The following is a 15294-nucleotide window of genomic DNA, read 5'->3' on the forward strand; positions in this document are numbered from 1 at the left end:
GGAACGTTGAGATTCGGAAGCGCATGCCGGAGCTGCTTGCCTGGCGTGCGTGCGGATTGACCGGTCTTCGTCCATAAGGGATCGTCGTGCCGGCTGGGGAGCCGATCTCATGCGTCATGCCGAGGACAACGCCTCGAAACGTTTGCCGCGACCGTCTGTCCCGCGGATGACGACGAGATCAGGTTGGCGATGGTGCAACAACTAGACCGGGGTCAAGCCACCTGTTTGACCTGGTAGGTAGCCGACTACTCGCGGTCGTCGCCGACGCTGAGGCGCCGATCAGGGAGGCTGCTCCGGATGGGGCCATGGAGAAGTGCCTCTGTGGACCAGCTAAGATTTTTTCTGCCCCGCATGGAACCTCCTTGATCGAGGGGAGGTGGGGGCGCACGTGGTTGCGGCGTTCCCGCGCCGCAACCACACCCCCGTGTGACAAGAACATTGACATGTCTCGTAGCCGTCACGCAAGGTCAACGGCCAAGAAAGCGATCGCTCGGCCGTGTCCGCCACCCAGTTGGTGGAAGGGGGCCAGGTGTTGACCCGACAACGAGGATCTTCAGCGGGCAGGCTGGCCCGTGTCTACCCGCCGTGTCACCCTCGCACTTCACCGATGTGGTGGGCAGCCGGGAACACCATCGAGCGAGACCTCCGGGGTGTCGACGCCGAGAAGCGGCTGGTTTTCGGAGGTCAGACCAGGGCTGCGGCGAGGGCGCGGAACGCGTCGGCGGGGAACGTCGTGTCGCCGCCGCCGTTGAGCACCTGGATCGCCACCTCGTCCGCGCCGGCCTGGTAGTGCTTCTCCAACCCGGCCACCACCTTCTCGACGCCGCCCCACGGGATCAGGGCGTCGACGAGGCGGTCACTGCCGCCGTCGGCGAAGTCCTCGTCGGTCCAGCCGAATCGCCGCAGGTTGTTGGTGTAGTTCGGCAGTGCGAGGTACCCGCTCGTGTACTGGCGGGCGGTGGCGCGCGCGGTGGTGGCGTCTGCGTCGAGGACCACCGCGACCTCGGGGGCGAGCAGCCGGTCGGGTCCGATTGCCGCCCGGGCTTCGGCGGTGTGCTCGGCAGGGACGAAATACGGGTGCGCCCCGGTCGAGCGGTCGCGGGAGAGTTCGAGCATCCGCGGGCCCAGTGCGGCCAGGATGCGCCGCTCGGGCGAGAGCCCGGCCGCGTCGAGGCCGTCGAGGTATTGCACCATCCGTGAGTACGGCTTGCGATAGTCGGTGCCGCCGCTTTCCACCACCACCGCGTGGCTGGCGCCGAGACCGAGCAGGAACCGGCCAGGGTGCGCCTGCTCCGCGTCCTTGGCGAACGCCGCCGCCTCGGGGGGCGACGAGTGCCAGATGCTCACGATCCCGGTCGCGACCCCGATGCGCGTGGTCCCGTCCAGGATCTCCCGGAAGCGGGGGGCGACGTTCTCGCCGAAACCACCGGAGAACCAGATTCGTGAGTAGCCGAGGTCCTCCAACTCGGTCGCGGCGTCGATGGCCGCGCCCTGACTCTCGCTAGCGAGGAAGAATGGTTGCCATACGCTGACGAGTCGTTGTGCCATACCGGAACCCTACGACCGATCGGCCGCTGACCGCGTCAGCTTGCGCTCCCCGAGCCCAATGTGAACGGGCGGTGTCCGGCCTCGCTGCTGCCGTGGTTCGATGTCTTCGGCATCGACCAGACGGCCATCACGGCGGGCGATTTCGAGTGGCAGGCGGAGCACGTCGCTCCTGTGGCGGGCCAGCCCGCAGCGTCGGCTGGTACGCACCGATCCCTAGCTCACGGTGCGAGCCCCGTCACCGTGGCTGGCAGCCTGCAGCCGACGTGCGATGTCGAGCAGAGCCGCAAAAGTGTCCTGGTCCGTCTTGCTCGGCGCTGGGAGCGAGGTGGCGACGTAATGATGACGACGGACGTGGTCCGCTGCGGCGGCGATGATCCCACTCGCTCCCCAACCCTTCGCCTGGTCAGCGGCGAAGTACCGCTCCAGGGCTTCGATGGCCTCGGGGCCAGCCAGAACAACGGCGGCTGTCGCGAGCGACGGTGCGTCGAGGGCACCCCGCGATGTGGCGAGGGCGTGCAGAACGGCGGTGGTCACCTCGGGTCCGGCAACCGTTACCGAATACCAGGCACCCATGACCTGCGGACGCCAGCCATCCCGCAGGAGCGCCGTCACCTGGGCTGGGGTGACACCTCGGCTCGCATCGGCGAGTGCCGTTATCAACGGTTGCCCGTACCTGATGGCATTGGTTCCCATCATGTCGAGGTAGAACGGCACGACGCAGCGGTCGATCACGTCGTCGATATCCCCTTGGTCCACGTCCGCAACCTAGCGGGCGAGCCTGCTCGGCGACAAAGACGCCCAGGTCGAGCCCGCCGGCTGGTTCCGGTCATGGTGCGAGGCCGGCCTGGATCGCCAGGATGGCGGCCCGTACGCGGTCGCGGCTGCCGGTTTTGGCCAGCACGTTGGTCACGTGGGTCTTCACGGTGCTCATGGACAGGTAGAGGCGTTCGGCGATCTCGTTGTTGTTGAGTCCGGCGCCGATCAGGGCGAGCACGTCGGTCTCCCGGGCGGTCAGCTGGTAGGCCGTCAACTCCACGCGGGAGGCCGGGCCGGTCGCGCGGACCCTGTCGAGTACGGCGCCGGTGACCTCGGCGGAGAGGACCGCCTCGCCGGCCGCGACGGTGCGCACCGCGGCGATCAGGTCACGGGCGCTGGAGCGTTTGAGCAGGAACCCTCGTGCGCCGGCGGCGATGGCGTCCAGGACGTAAGCGTCGTCGTCGAAGGTGGTGACGACGATGACGGCCGGGGCGTGCGGGATCGTGGCCAGCTCGCGGGTGGCTTGCAGGCCGTCGAGCACCGGCATGCGGATGTCGACGAGGGCGACGTCGATGCGGGAGTCTCGACGTACGGCGTCGAGGAACTGTCGGCCGTCCGCCGCCTCGGCCGCGACCTGGATGTCGGGTTGGGACCGCAGGATCAGGCTGAAGCCGTCCCGGACCAGCTCCTGGTCGTCGGCGATCGCGATGCGGATCATCTGTTCGCCACCGGCAGGTTGGCCTGCACCACTGTGCCGCCGCCGGGGCGGTGGCTCAGCTCCCAGCTCCCGCCGCGCGCGGAAACGCGTTCCCCGATGCCGAGCAGGCCCGAGCCGCTCGTGGGTGCGCGGGGCGGCCCGATGCCATCGTCGCTGATCCGCAGGCGGGCGTGGTCGCCGACGCGGACCAGTTCGACCCAGGCCGCCGTCGCTTTCGCGTGGCGGGCGATGTTGGTGAGGGCCTCCTGGGCGATGCGGTAGGCGGTCAACACGCCGATCTCGTCCAGGCCCGGCTCGGGGTCCAGCTGGACCCGCACCGTCACGCCCTGCTGGCGCAGCGGCTGGGCGAGCAGCTCGTCGATGTCGGACAGGCGCGGTGGCGCGCTCACCGCGATCGACGCGTCCGGATCGCGCAGGTGCACGACGAGCGTGTCCAGCTCGCTCAGTGCGGTGCGGCCACTGCCCGCGATCGCCCGCAGAGCCGCCCCCGGGTCCTCACTGAGCTGGCCCGCCTCGGCCTGCACCACCATCGCGGTGACGTGGTGGCCGACCACGTCATGCAGTTCGCGGGCCAGGTTGGTGCGCTGTTCGAGCCAGGCGGCCTGGCCGCGCAGGTCGTCTGTCTCCCGGGTCAGGGCGCGACCGCGTGACCACGATCGCAACAGGACCGCCAGGAGATAGCCGGCCGTCACGAAGAAGAACGGCTGCTCGTACAGCCCTCGTCCGTTGAGCAGCGCGTTGGTGAGGGCACCGGCCGCGCCGACCAGGCCACCCACCCACCCCAGCCACGGGTGGCGGGCCGGGTCCTCGCAGACCGAGACGAACACCAGGCCGGCGGCCGCGAGGCCCAACTGCACCGACTCACCGGTGCTCACGATCGCCACGAACCCCGCGCAGACCGCGAAGACCAGGGTTCGGTAGCGGGGGCGCAGCGCCGTGGCCCCGAGGCCGACCGGCAGCACCAGCCACGCCCAGCCCGACGGCACGGACACGCCGTCCTCGACGGTGGTGACCACCGCGGCGATGATCAAAACCACCGCAGCGTACGCGAGCCGGCGCACTCGCTCGGGGTCACGTAACCGTTCGCGGATTCGAGTCAGCACCTGCTCAGTCTCCGCGACCAGCCGGAAGACCGGCCAGTACCCAGGTACCGGATCGGCCGGCACCCTGGTACCACCCTCGGGACCAGATCGGCACCGCGGCACGTTCCGCGAAAACGCCCGCCGGACGACTCTGCGGAGGTGACTCTCGTCGACTCCCGCGTTGCCATCACCGTCGGCCCGCTTCGTACGGTTCCCAACTACATCACCGCCGTTCGCACGGTCGCCGCTGTCACCGTCGGTATCGCGGCCCTCGTCTCCGGTTCGGTCGCGTTGATGGCGGTATCGTACGGTATCTACTGGATCGGTGACATGCTCGACGGCTGGGCCGCCCGCCGGCTCGGACAGGAGACGCGGGTCGGGGCCGTCTTCGACATCGTGAGCGACCGCGCGTGCACCGCCGTACTCTGCGTGGGCCTTGTCTCCCTCGTGCCGGACGTCGCGGTCGTGGCAGTGGTCTTCCTGCTCTCGTTCCTGGTGCTGGACACCATGCTGTCGCTGGCGTTCCTGTGCTGGCCGTTGCTGAGCCCCAACTACTTCCACCTGGTCGACCGGCGGGTGTGGGAGTTGAACTGGTCGCCCCTGGCCAAGGTCGCCAACACCGCCGGGGTCATCGGCGCCATCGCGTTCGGGCAGTACCTTCTCGCGCTCGGCGTCGCCGTCGCCGTCGTCGCGGTGAAGCTGTGGTCGGTCGCAGCGGTGGTCCGGCTGCTCGAACGGGACGGCCGGGCATGAGCAGCCTCGCCGAGACCGTGGTGGCGCTCGGCTACGGTGTCGCTTCGGCGCTCGTCCCGATCGTCAACGCCGAGGCCTACGCCGTGGTCGCCGGGCAACGCGGCGGCGGCCATGCTCTCGTCGCCGTGGTGGTCGCCCTGGCGCTCGGGCAGACCGTCGGCAAGCTGCTGCTGTTCGAGTCGGCGCGTCGAGGGTCGGGGCGACTGGCCCAGAAGGTCGCGAAGCGGGCAAAGTCAGGTCGCGCGGCGGCTCGGGCCGCGCGGTGGACCGAGCCGATCCGACGCTGGCTCTCCCGCCGCCGCACCGCCCTACCGACCGTGCTGGCCTCCGCCGCGGTCGGGGTTCCACCGCTGGCCGTCGTCAGCCTCGCCGCCGGCACCGCAGGCCTTCGACGCTGGGAGTTCGCCGCCGCCTGCCTCTCCGGGCGGGTGATCCGTTTCGCCCTGCTCGTCCTGCCAGCGGTGCTGGCCTGACCCCGACTCCCCGTCAGAGGAGCCGACCGTCGTGGGCGAGCAGGGCGATCTGGGTGCGGTTGTCGAGATCCAGCTTGGTCAGGATGTGCGAGACGTGGGCCTTCACCGTCGTCACGCTCATCAGCAGCTCGCTGGCGATCTCGGCGTTGGAGCGACCCTGCGCGATGGCCAGCACGACGTCGCGTTCCCGGGGTGTGAGCAGGGCAAGCCGCTCGTGCGCCTGCTCGTAGGACTCGGCCCCCGACGCGACCCGCTGCATGAGGCGGCGCGTCACACCCGGAGACAGCATCGGGTTGCCGGCCGCCACCGCGCGGACCGCCTGACTGATCTGCTCGGGCGGGGTGTCCTTGAGCAGGAAGCCGCTAGCGCCGGCTCGGAGGGCTCGCACCACGTGCTCGTCGGTGTCGAACGTGGTGAGCACGATGATCTCGGGTGGTCGGTGGCGGCGGCGCAGGCGCTCGGTGGCGGTGATGCCGTTGACGCCGGGCATCCTGATGTCCATCAGCACCACGTCCGGCAGGTGCCGGTCCACCGCCGTGATCGCCGTGGCGCCGTCGGCGGCCTCGCCCACCACGACGATCCCATCGGCGCCGTCGAGCATCAGCGTGAGCATTCCCCGTACGAGGGCATCGTCGTCGACGATGACGACCCGGATCGGACCCGTCACGTCGGCCACGGCAACCATGCGGTGAGGTGGAACCGACCCGCTGCGTCGACGTGGTGCGCGACCCGGCCGCCGGTGAGCGCAGCCCGTTCGGCGAGGCCGATCAGGCCGGTACCGGCGCTGCCGTTGGCGCCGCTGTCGGGCGTGGTCGGGTTGCTCACCGCGATGCTCAGGCCGGAGCCGGGTGCGCCGCCGAGCACCAGCCGGACCGGCTGGCCGGCGGCGTGCTTGCGGGCGTTGGTCAGTGCCTCCTGCGCGATCCGGTACGCGGTGCGGCCGACCGTCGGGGGGATCTCGACCGGCGGGCCGAGCGGGTCGTCGACCTCGATCTGCTGTCCGGCGGCCCGCGCCTCGTCGACCAGGCGCGGCAGGTCGGCGAGGGTCTGCCCGGGTGGTGCGTCGGTCGGCGACTCGGTGTCGTCGCTGCGCAGCAGGGTGATGACCTCGCGCAGCTCGTCGAGGGCGTGGTGTGCGCTGGCCCGGATCACCCCGGCGGCGGCGCTGAGCCGCTCGGGCGGCGCGTCCGGCCGGTACTCCATCGCGCCGGCGGCCGCCGCCAGCAGGGACAGCCGGTGGGCCAGCACGTCGTGCATCTCCCGCGCGATCCGGTTGCGCTCCGCCGCCCGCGCTTCGTCGACCCGTCGTTCCTGCTCCTGCTCGGCGCGCCGGGCCCGATCCCGCAGCGCCGCCAGCAGGGCGTTGCGGGCCTGCGCCCAGGTGCCCCAGCCGAGCAGGGCCGCGTAGGCGATCGTCATCAGCACCAGTCGCCACCCGTACGGCAGGCTGGGCACCGGCCGCCAGAACGCCTGCACCGCCTCGCCCGCCACGCCGACCGCCGCCACCGCCGCCGCCTGTCGAAACGGCCGGTTGCGGGCGATGAACAGCACCGCGAAGCTGGCCACCGGCGTGGCCACCGGAGACAGCGCGACGAGCAGGCCGGCCAGCACGCCACCGATCCACGGTCGGCGGAGGACCACCGGAACGAGGGCCAGGGCGGCCACCGCCAGCGCGACGTCGACGCCGACCAGGCCCGCGGAGCTGGACCGGGTGGCGGACCACAGCATGGTCGCGACGAGGACGCCGACCGCCACGGTCGTCACGACCGCCGGGACGGAACGCCACGTCCGCGGCGGCTTCACCTCGCACGTCGCCGCATCCACACCGCGCACGCTACTGGCCTCGCGGCCGGCCGGACCACCTCCTTTGGTAGTACGCCGAGCCGCCAGCGGACGTACCCGCCGCGGCTTCTGGACCGACGCGTCAGACCCGGCCCGGTCCACAGACTCGGAGCATGACGAACAACCTTCTCCTGGGACGGGCCGCGGTGGCGGCCGGCGCGATCGTGGCGGCGGTGGTCGAGTTCGCGCTTCTGCACTCGGCAGCCGGTGTCGACCTGGCGGTCAGGTCCGCAAACTCGACCCGGCAGATCACGGTGGCCGCGGTCATCGTGGCCGCGGCCGTCGCGGCGCTGGCCGGTTGGGCGCTGATCGCGGTGCTGGAACGCACCAACCGCTCCCGTGTCTGGTGGACCTCGATCGCGGGTGCCGTCCTGCTGCTGTCGCTCGTGGTCGGGCCACCGAGTGGCGTCGGCGGGGGAGCGAAGGCCACCCTCGCGCTGCTGCACCTGAGCGTCGGCGTCATCCTCATCCTCGGTCTGCCCCGGTCGCGTCCGGAAGGGGCGAACCGATGACCACGCTGACCGTCCGCAAACAGGACGGGACCTTCGTCCTCGACTCCGGGGCGCGCGCTTCCCTGCGTACCGGCTGGACCTGGCGGTGCGGCGAGATCCGCACCGGCACCGGCCGCTGGACGGTCACACCGACCGACCGCCGACGTATCGGGTTCGCCGCCCGGGGCGAGCACGGCGTGCCGGTACGGCTCGACCCGGGCCGGTCGCACGTGCCGGGGCCCGGCGGGGTGGCCCGCTGGGCGCCCGGTCGCTGCGGCGGTGAGTTGGTACGCGACGGGCACCGCCTCGCGGTACGCCTCCCCGGCCGACGCGGCGGGCCGATCAGCGTCGACGTCACCGGCGAGTGGGCCGAGCTGGAGTTGGTGGTGCTCACCGCCTGTTTCGCGCTGATGAGTCAGCGGCGGCGACGCACCCTGATCATGATGGCGGTCGTCAGCGGGGCGAGTGGGTGACCGCCCAGGCGCGTGCTCAGACGAGGCGACGGAGCACCGTCTCCACGGCGTCGATCAGCGGATCACCCTCGGTGCGTGGATGCCGGGCGAGACCGAACTCGACGTCCGGCAGGGCGGGCAGGGCAGCAGCGTCCCGGCAGATCATGACCGGTTCGAGGTTCGCGGGCATGAGCGCCGCCACGCCGAGCCCGGCCCGTACCGCGGCGAGCACCCCGACCAGGCTGTTGCTCTCGAAGGCCACCCGCCAGCGCCGATCGGCATGCTCCAGGGCGTCCAGCACCGACGTACGCCAGGAGCACGGGTTGGAGAAGAGCACCACCGGCAGCGGATCGGCGGCCACGTCCACGCCCTGCCCGGTCGCCCAGACCAGCGGGGCTCGCACCGTCCAGCGCGGCGGCCCGGGAATGTCCGGTACCGCGTCGAGCACGAGTTGGACGCGTCCCGCGTCGTAGGCCTCCCGCATGGCGGCGTTGGAGCAGCTGAGCACCTCCAGCGTCGCGCCGGGATGCAGCCGGGCGAGGTCGGCGAGGGCCTGCGGAAGGTGGGACGCGGCGAGGTCTTCGAGCAACCCGACGCCACAGTGGCCGGTGAGCGCGCGTCCGGTTTCGGCGAGTGCCTGTGCGGACAGCGAGAGGATGCGTTCGGCGTACGGCAGGAGCTCTTCGCCCGCCCGGGTCGGCGAGACGCCAGATGACGACCGGTGCAGCAACGGACGGCCGACGATGCTTTCGAGCTTGCGCAACTGCTGGCTGAGACCGGGCTGGGTCTGCCCGAGCGCTGTCGCGGCACGGCTGATGCTGCCCTCCCGCACGGCGGCGACGAACGATCGCAGCAGGGCGGTCTCCAGGTCCCTGGCCATAAGAAATTATTATGCCAACCGCAACGAGATGCCATCTTCTTATGGCGCGCGGGCGGAACTAGCGTCAACCGGGTGACCAGCTACCGGCAGGTGCTCGCCGTGCCAGGAATGGCGCCGCTGCTGGGCGTCTCGTTGCTGGCCCGCACCGCGATAACGGCCGATGTCATGGCGCTGACCCTCTTCGTCGTCCTCGGCTTGGAGTTGAGCTACGCGGCAGCGGGTGGGGTCGCGGCGGCCCTGACCGCCGGAGTGGCACTGGGCGGGCCACTGCTCGGCCGCATGATCGACTCGCGGGGCCTGCGCCTGGTCCTGCTGGTGACCGTCACCGTGCAGGTCGTGTTCTGGCTGGGCGTGCCGGTCCTGCCGTACGGGCTCCTGGTGGTCGCCAGCTTCGTGGCGGGTCTGCTGATGGTGCCGGCCCAGGCGGTGAGCAGACAGGCGATCGCCGCGATGACGACGTCGGAGCAGCGCCGGGCCGCGTTCGCGCTGGAAGCCGTGCAGGGCGAGCTGTCGTACATCGTGGGTCCGGCGGTGGTGATCCTGGGCGCGGCGACGGTGTCCCCCGACGTGGTGGCGTGGGGGGTCGGCGCCGCGATCCTGGCTGGTGGTGTCGGCATCGCCGTGCTCAACCCACCGATGCACGCCCGGGACGAGGCGGAGGCCGCCGCAGCGGAACGACCCCCACGGCGGCAGTGGCTGAGCGCGAGGATGATCGCCGCGCTGACGATGGCTTTCGGGACGACGACGCTGCTCAGCGGCGTCGACCTCGCCATCGTCGCCACGCTGCGGGAGGCAGGTCAGGTGTCCTGGGCCGCCGCGGTCGTCGTGGTGTTCGGCGTGTCGTCGGTCATCGGTGGGCTGATCTACGGCGCGCTGACCCGGCCGCTGCCCACCTGGCTGCTGCTCGCCCTGCTCGGGCTCGTGACGATTCCCGCCGGACTGGCCCACGACTGGGCCTGGTTGTGCGTGGCCGTCGTGGGCAGCGGCCTCCTCACCGCGCCGACCCTCGGCTCGGTGGCCGACGCGGTGAGCCGCCTGGCGCCGCCCCGCGCACGCGGCGAGGTGACGGGTCTGCAATCGTCGGCGCAGAGCGCCGGTTTCGCGCTCGGATCCCCGCTCGTCGGCGTGGCGATCGACCTCTCCGTGCCGGCGGGCGGTTTCGCGGCGGCCGGGCTTGCCGGCCTCGCCGCCGCGGGGACCGGATACGTACTGTCCCGCCGATCACCCGCGCGACAACGCCGCCGGGCGATGCCTGGGCCCACCGCAGGCCGGCCAGCTCTTGGGAAAGAGGCCCTAGCCGACTGCCGAACTGGTGGAGGGACGGGCGATGGGCCGCTCCGGCCCGTTGACGCGGTGGCGGCGCGCGTCCACGGCGAGCAACGTGAAGGCGGCCAGCGTCAGCAGCCCGCCGGCGAGCGCCAGCGGTAGTGCCCCCGAGGTGGGCAGGAGGGCACCGCCGAGCAGTGATCCGCCGGCGATGCCGGCATTGAAGGCGGTGCTGACCCCGGCCGACGCGATGTCGGTGCTGCCCGGGGCCAGTTGCAGCATCCGGTTCTGCACGGCGGAGCCGAACGCCGCGTACGCGAGGCCGATCCCGGCGAGCAGCGCGACGACGCCCGGCTTGAGCGCGCCGAGCCCGTAGAGCCCGAGCAGGGAGGCCGTGCCGATGGCCAGCGGCGTCAGCAGCGAAGCGATCGGTCGGGTGTCGAGAGTCCGGGCCGCGATCAGGGTGCCGACGACGCCGGCCGCGCCGGAGACGAACAGCAACGGCGCCAGCACCGCGTCGGCGAAGCCGCTGACGTCGAGCAGGAACGGTGTCACGTAGGTCTGCAGGGTCATGAACCCGCCGATGCCGAGGGCGGTGGCGATCAGCAGGACCGCAAAGCGCCGCCCGTCCGGTGCGCTGCCCCGGGCGGCGCCGCCAGCGGCCGGGGGATAGGAGGGAAGAAGGAGCAGCACCGCGGCGGCGATCGCCACACCGATCCCGGCCAGCACCGCGAACGCCGCGCGCCAGCCGGCTTGCTGCCCGATCCAGGTGCCGAAGGGTACGCCGAGCACCGGGGCGAGCGTCGCTCCGGTCGCGAACAGCGCCACCGCCCGACCGCGCACCGCGACCGGGAACGGCCCGATCACGGTCGCCGTGGCGACGGACCAGAACAGCGCCTGGGCGAGGGCGGTCACCAGGCGGGAGCCGGCCAGCACGGCGTACGTCGGCGCGAGCGCGGCGGCGGCGTTCGCGACGGCGAACAGGAGCATCGTGACGCCGAGCAGGTGCCGCCTGGGGACGCGCTGAGTCAGTCGGGTCAGCGGCACGGACGCCAGCACCACCACCACGGCGTACCCACTGACCAGCAGACCCACCTGTGAGCGGGACCGGTCCAGATCGGGTGCCATGCGGGTCATCAGACCGACGGGCAGCAGCTCGGTCGTGATGAACGCGAACGCGGCGAGGGAGAGCGTGACGAGCACAGCCCTGGCCCTTCGCGGCGACACCTCCGGTGCCATGGTCCACCCCCCATTCCCGCGGGTCACCGTAATCGAGGGTGGACCCCGCTCCACCGCGGGTCTCGGCTGCTGTCGAACGGATCACCTGGCCGGGCCATCCGCCGCGCTCGGCGGCCGGCCCTCCGTGTCAGGATCGCGTCCGGAACGGGGCCAGGACGGCGCGGATCTGATCGGCCGCGCCCCAGTCGTCGTCGAACTGCGCCAACACGGCGAGGTGTTGTCGCAGCTGGATGACCGGCATCCGGGCCTCCCAGCCGGCGTCGAGCGAGGTCAGCTCCGCGTAGACCTCGAACATCCGTCGCGCCTCGGGCGGGGGCGAGGTGGACCACACGTGCGCGAGGTCGACCTCGGCCCACAGGTACGACACGGCCGGGTCGATCAGCGCCGGCTCTCCGTCCGCGGTGGCCAGGACGTTCTGTGCCCACAGGTCGCCGTGCGTCAGACACGCCGGACGCTCCGGCAGCAGGTCGGGCAGCCGGTCGCAGAGCCGTTCCAGCGCCGAACGGTCTTCCGCATCGAGCGCCGCCTCGACGCGGGGCTCGTCGAGCCAACGCAGCAGCCGGTGCTCTGCGAAGAAGGCGAAGCCGTCGTCGTTCCACGTGTTGACCTGGCGGCGACGGCCCAGCCAGTTGTCGTGGTGCCAGCCGAAACGGGGGTGGGTCGTAGTCAGGTGCAGGCGGGCGAGCAGGTGTGCGAACTGCTCCCAGAAGGCCTCGCTGCGCGGCCTCTCGCTCAACACCGACAACACCAGGACGTCCCGATCCGCCAGGATCACCTCGGGTGTCGCCACACCGCCCAGCTCGCGCAGGGCGGCCAGCCCTTCGGCCTCGGCGCCGAAGACGTCGCCGTCCGGCGGGTCGGCGAATGCCTTGACGAACACCGACGGGGCATCCCGGCGGGTGGCGATGCCCGCGATGGCCGCGAGCCCGCCGGTCACCGGCTGCACCGCGACGACCTCGCGCATACCGGCCAGGTGCAGGCGCTCCAGCAGGGTCACGGGACACTCCTCAGGTCCGGCGAACGAGGTCGCCCGATCCTATGCGGCTGGTCACGACTCGCCCTGGCGGCAGCGGCGGTGGTGGACACTGCGGGGCATGCGTCACGTGTCGGTGGATCAGCAGCGGCTGGAGCGGACCGTCCAGGAGTTCGGTGCTCGGTGGACCAGAGACGCCGCCGACATCGAGACCTACCTGGCCGCACAGGTCTCCGACGCCAGCCATCGTGAGGTCGTCGGCCCGCTGCGTGCCGCCAGTGGAGCCAGTGGTGTCGTCCGGGTGGGCGGTCGGGAGGTCGCGGCCTGGGGCGACCCGGACGTCCCGGAGATGGCGTTCAGCGTCACCAAGTCGGTCGTGTCGGTGGTGGCCGGCCTGGCCTTCGACGACGGGCTGTTGGTGCCGGACCAACCGGTGCACCAGGTCGTCGACGTTCCCGAGTTCCGGGGGCCGCACAACGAGCAGATCACCTGGCGTCATCTGCTGCAGCAGTCGAGCCAGTGGGAGGGCGAGCTGTGGGGCAAGCCGACGAGCGTCGACGCGCAGAGCTTCCGCGAGCGGACCGAGGTGCACGGCACACCCCCGGGCCAGGGGTGGGCGTACAACGACGTGCGGATGAACCTGCTCGCGTACGCGCTGACGCTGCTGTTTCGCAGATCGCTGCCGGAGGTGTTGCGGGAGCGGGTCATGGACCCGCTGGGTGCCTCCGACCGGTGGTCGTGGCACGGGTACCGGACGAGCGTCGTCGACCTCGACGGACGCCGGGTCGAAGCGGTCTCCGGTGGCGCGCACTGGGGCGGGGGACTGATCGTCCCGGCCCGGGACCTGGCCCTGATCGGGCAGCTCTTCCTGGACCGGGGGACCCATGCCGGGACCCGGCTGCTCAGCGCCGAGTGGGTTGACCAGTCCTGGGCTCCGTGCCCGGTCAAACGGGAGTACGGCTATCTGTGGTGGCTCAATGATGAGCAGGTGCCGTGGCGCGGAGCCCCGGCGACCGGCCGCAGCGCTCGGGGCAACGGCGGACGACATCTGCTGTGGGTCGACCCGGCCCGGGAACTCGTCCTCGCCTCCCACTGGACCGAGGAACCGCTCGATGTGATCCGGGAAGTCTCTCGTACCGTCACGACCGCGCGGGTTGACGAGGGTTGAACTGCGGGGGGACCGTATCGGTCAGGGCCGGTTGTGGACGAACCACGCGTCACCGGCCGGTAGGGCGACGGCGACCTCCCATCGGCTCAGTTCGAGGTTCGGAGCGAGCGCCTTGAGCTGACCGGCGGCAGCCCACGCCTCGTCGCCCGGCGTCGGGCGACGACCCACCTGAAACTGGAGCATGGTGCCCCACGAGGCGACCAGACGGGCGTCCCACCGGTGCCGCCACTGCGCCAGTACCTCGGCGAGCTGCTGCTGATCTTCCTCGGTGAGCGCACCGTAGAAGTCCACCCAGTACGCCGAGCCGTGGACGTCGCTGGTGGGCAGCAGCATGAGCAGGACGCTGTCCGGCGTGAACCAGTAGTCGGTCTGCGTCACGAGCCGCACGTTGCCAAGCACCTGGGCGTGCAGGTCGGCGTCGGCGAGCAGCCGGTCGTACAGCGCTCGCTCCAGCACCGAGACTGGTGTCGGCAGCACCACATCCGGCACCAGGTCGGTCAGGTCGACGCCAGTCGTGCCACGCGCGTAGAACCCGATCTCGTCCTTGTCGACGTGTTGGTCCTCGCTGTAGTGGCGGTAGGTCAGCCAGGGTTCGGAGGATGCCGCCGCCTCGACGAACGCGCGTAGCTCCGACTCCGACGGACCCTGCTCGGGCTCGGACCGGATCGTCAGTGCGTCGTCGAAGTCGTCGGTGACCATGACGGGCCGGCGTCCGATGACCGGCACCAGCGCCTCGGCGGCCTGCCAGACCTCGTGCAGACGGTCGGGGTCGACGTCGGCGACGAGGATGGTGCCCGACGGGCCGTGCCCGACCGGCAGGCCGGCCAGTGGTGTGCCCAGGAAGGCCGCTTCGATCTGGTTGAGGTCGGCTCGCACGTCCGCAGCTTTCCCGGTCACCCGAAGTGGTCGGCCAGCTTCGTCAGCTTGCTGACGTACGCCGGCCAGTCGTAGTCGTCGGGGATGACGCTGTTGTTCCGCCGGAGGCCGACCGCCGTGTCGTGCTGTTCGCGCATGATGTCGGCGTGCCCGGCGTGCCGGGCGAGATCGCAGGTCACGTGGATGATGATCCGCTGCAGCGTCACGTCCTGCCGATCTGGCCACCACGGCACCTGCCCCGGCGCGTCGAGCGGCAGCTGGTCGATCGTCTGGTCGGCGAACGCGCCGACCCGGCGATACAGGTCGATCAGCCCGTCCTTCGTCTCGTCCTCACGGGCGTACCAGTCTGCCTGCGGGTCCTCGTCGAACGCCGTCAGGGGGACCAACTCGTCGGGCGTCGGGAATTCGCGACCGAAGGTGGGCCCGAAGTAGCCGGCTTCGACATTGAGGCAATGCTTGACCAGGCCCAGCAGGTTGTTGCCGGTCGCCGTGCGGGGCAGCCTGACCTCCCGTTCGCTGAGCCCGTCGAGCTTCCAGATGAGGTCTTCGCGGTTCCCCCGGAGGTAGGCGTGCAGCGCGGCCTTCGGATCGCTCAGATCTGCCATGCGCGCCAGTCTTCCCTATCCGCCGCGCCCAAGCGGACCCTCGGTGGGGCGGCGCCGGGGCGCCGGGCCCCCCCACCCCCCCCTAGGCCCGGGGGGGGGAGCGTCCCGGGGCACACGCGGTGGGCCCCCGGGCCCCGGCCGGGGCCGGGGAGCCCCCACAGGTGGGCGGTCC

The 15294-nt window shown here is 71.5% G+C and carries 16 protein-coding genes and 1 pseudogene; 6 read left to right on the forward strand and 11 right to left on the reverse strand.

Annotated elements, in window-relative coordinates:
- Positions 1 to 684 precede the first annotated feature (684 nt).
- From ACFYP0_RS28765 to ACFYP0_RS28780, 4 genes are all read right to left on the reverse strand, one after another.
- Positions 685 to 1548, reverse strand: a complete 864-nt coding sequence (locus ACFYP0_RS28765; RefSeq protein WP_386998266.1) for a TIGR03620 family F420-dependent LLM class oxidoreductase — start codon at positions 1546 to 1548, stop codon at positions 685 to 687.
- 213 nt (positions 1549 to 1761) lie between these two features.
- Complete coding sequence (locus ACFYP0_RS28770; protein WP_386998268.1) at positions 1762 to 2280, reverse strand: DUF6000 family protein; 519 nt, start codon at positions 2278 to 2280, stop codon at positions 1762 to 1764.
- Positions 2281 to 2374: 94 nt separating this feature from the next.
- Positions 2375 to 3022 (reverse strand): response regulator, encoded by a 648-nt coding sequence (locus ACFYP0_RS28775; protein WP_386998270.1) that lies wholly within the window; start codon positions 3020 to 3022, stop codon positions 2375 to 2377.
- The gene (locus ACFYP0_RS28780; protein ID WP_386998272.1) at positions 3019 to 4125 is read right to left on the reverse strand and encodes a sensor histidine kinase; all 1107 of its coding nucleotides are present in this window, start codon (positions 4123 to 4125) and stop codon (positions 3019 to 3021) included. Before ACFYP0_RS28780 ends, ACFYP0_RS28775 begins: the two co-directional genes overlap by 4 nt.
- 138 nt (positions 4126 to 4263) lie before the next feature.
- Here ACFYP0_RS28780 and ACFYP0_RS28785 point away from each other — a divergent pair, with 138 nt between their 5' ends.
- Positions 4264 to 4857: a CDP-alcohol phosphatidyltransferase family protein gene (locus ACFYP0_RS28785; RefSeq protein ID WP_386998274.1), complete on the forward strand. Its 594-nt coding sequence runs from the start codon at positions 4264 to 4266 to the stop codon at positions 4855 to 4857.
- Positions 4854 to 5330, forward strand: coding sequence for a hypothetical protein (locus ACFYP0_RS28790; RefSeq protein ID WP_357006398.1), 477 nt, complete (start codon positions 4854 to 4856; stop codon positions 5328 to 5330). The genes ACFYP0_RS28785 and ACFYP0_RS28790 overlap by 4 nt, the downstream gene beginning before the upstream one ends.
- A gap of 13 nt (positions 5331 to 5343) precedes the next feature.
- On the opposite strand, the gene ACFYP0_RS28795 is transcribed toward ACFYP0_RS28790, so the two are convergent.
- On the reverse strand, positions 5344 to 6006 hold the full coding sequence (locus ACFYP0_RS28795; RefSeq protein WP_244218769.1) for a response regulator: 663 nt from the start codon (positions 6004 to 6006) through the stop codon (positions 5344 to 5346).
- On the reverse strand, positions 5994 to 7154 hold the full coding sequence (locus ACFYP0_RS28800) for a sensor histidine kinase (RefSeq protein WP_386998277.1): 1161 nt from the start codon (positions 7152 to 7154) through the stop codon (positions 5994 to 5996). The genes ACFYP0_RS28795 and ACFYP0_RS28800 overlap by 13 nt, the downstream gene beginning before the upstream one ends.
- A gap of 131 nt (positions 7155 to 7285) precedes the next feature.
- On the opposite strand from ACFYP0_RS28800, the gene ACFYP0_RS28805 reads away from it, so the two are divergent.
- Together ACFYP0_RS28805 and ACFYP0_RS28810 are read left to right on the forward strand one after the other, a co-directional pair.
- Positions 7286 to 7684, forward strand: a complete 399-nt coding sequence (locus tag ACFYP0_RS28805; protein WP_386998279.1) for a DUF6069 family protein — start codon at positions 7286 to 7288, stop codon at positions 7682 to 7684.
- A complete protein-coding gene (locus ACFYP0_RS28810) occupies positions 7681 to 8136 on the forward strand; it encodes a hypothetical protein (protein WP_386998281.1) in 456 nt (151 codons plus the stop codon). Before ACFYP0_RS28805 ends, ACFYP0_RS28810 begins: the two co-directional genes overlap by 4 nt.
- A gap of 16 nt (positions 8137 to 8152) precedes the next feature.
- Here the strand turns inward: ACFYP0_RS28810 and ACFYP0_RS28815 are convergent, their stop codons facing one another.
- Positions 8153 to 8995: a LysR family transcriptional regulator gene (locus ACFYP0_RS28815; RefSeq protein ID WP_386998283.1), complete on the reverse strand. Its 843-nt coding sequence runs from the start codon at positions 8993 to 8995 to the stop codon at positions 8153 to 8155.
- Positions 8996 to 9103: 108 nt separating this feature from the next.
- Between ACFYP0_RS28815 and ACFYP0_RS28820 the strand changes: the two are divergent.
- Positions 9104 to 10225, forward strand: a pseudogene (locus ACFYP0_RS28820) (MFS transporter); the annotation flags it as partial.
- A 63-nt stretch (positions 10226 to 10288) separates the two neighbouring features.
- Here the strand turns inward: ACFYP0_RS28820 and ACFYP0_RS28825 are convergent.
- Positions 10289 to 11500: an MFS transporter gene (locus tag ACFYP0_RS28825; RefSeq protein WP_386998285.1), complete on the reverse strand. Its 1212-nt coding sequence runs from the start codon at positions 11498 to 11500 to the stop codon at positions 10289 to 10291.
- A 127-nt stretch (positions 11501 to 11627) separates the two neighbouring features.
- A complete protein-coding gene (locus ACFYP0_RS28830) occupies positions 11628 to 12497 on the reverse strand; it encodes a fructosamine kinase family protein (RefSeq protein ID WP_244218771.1) in 870 nt (289 codons plus the stop codon).
- A gap of 97 nt (positions 12498 to 12594) precedes the next feature.
- On the opposite strand from ACFYP0_RS28830, the gene ACFYP0_RS28835 reads away from it, so the two are divergent.
- Positions 12595 to 13641 carry a serine hydrolase domain-containing protein gene (locus ACFYP0_RS28835; RefSeq protein ID WP_124853856.1) on the forward strand — a complete coding sequence of 349 codons (1047 nt, stop codon included), beginning with the start codon at positions 12595 to 12597 and terminating at the stop codon, positions 13639 to 13641.
- A 21-nt stretch (positions 13642 to 13662) separates the two neighbouring features.
- Here the strand turns inward: ACFYP0_RS28835 and ACFYP0_RS28840 are convergent, their stop codons facing one another.
- Entirely contained in the window at positions 13663 to 14517 is an 855-nt protein-coding gene (locus tag ACFYP0_RS28840; protein WP_124853857.1) for a DUF4253 domain-containing protein, read from the reverse strand.
- A 17-nt stretch (positions 14518 to 14534) separates the two neighbouring features.
- Positions 14535 to 15122 (reverse strand): DinB family protein, encoded by a 588-nt coding sequence (locus tag ACFYP0_RS28845; RefSeq protein ID WP_124853858.1) that lies wholly within the window; start codon positions 15120 to 15122, stop codon positions 14535 to 14537.
- Positions 15123 to 15294 lie beyond the last annotated feature (172 nt).

Source organism: Micromonospora arida (assembly GCF_042873195.1).
GTDB lineage: Bacteria > Actinomycetota > Actinomycetes > Mycobacteriales > Micromonosporaceae > Micromonospora > Micromonospora arida.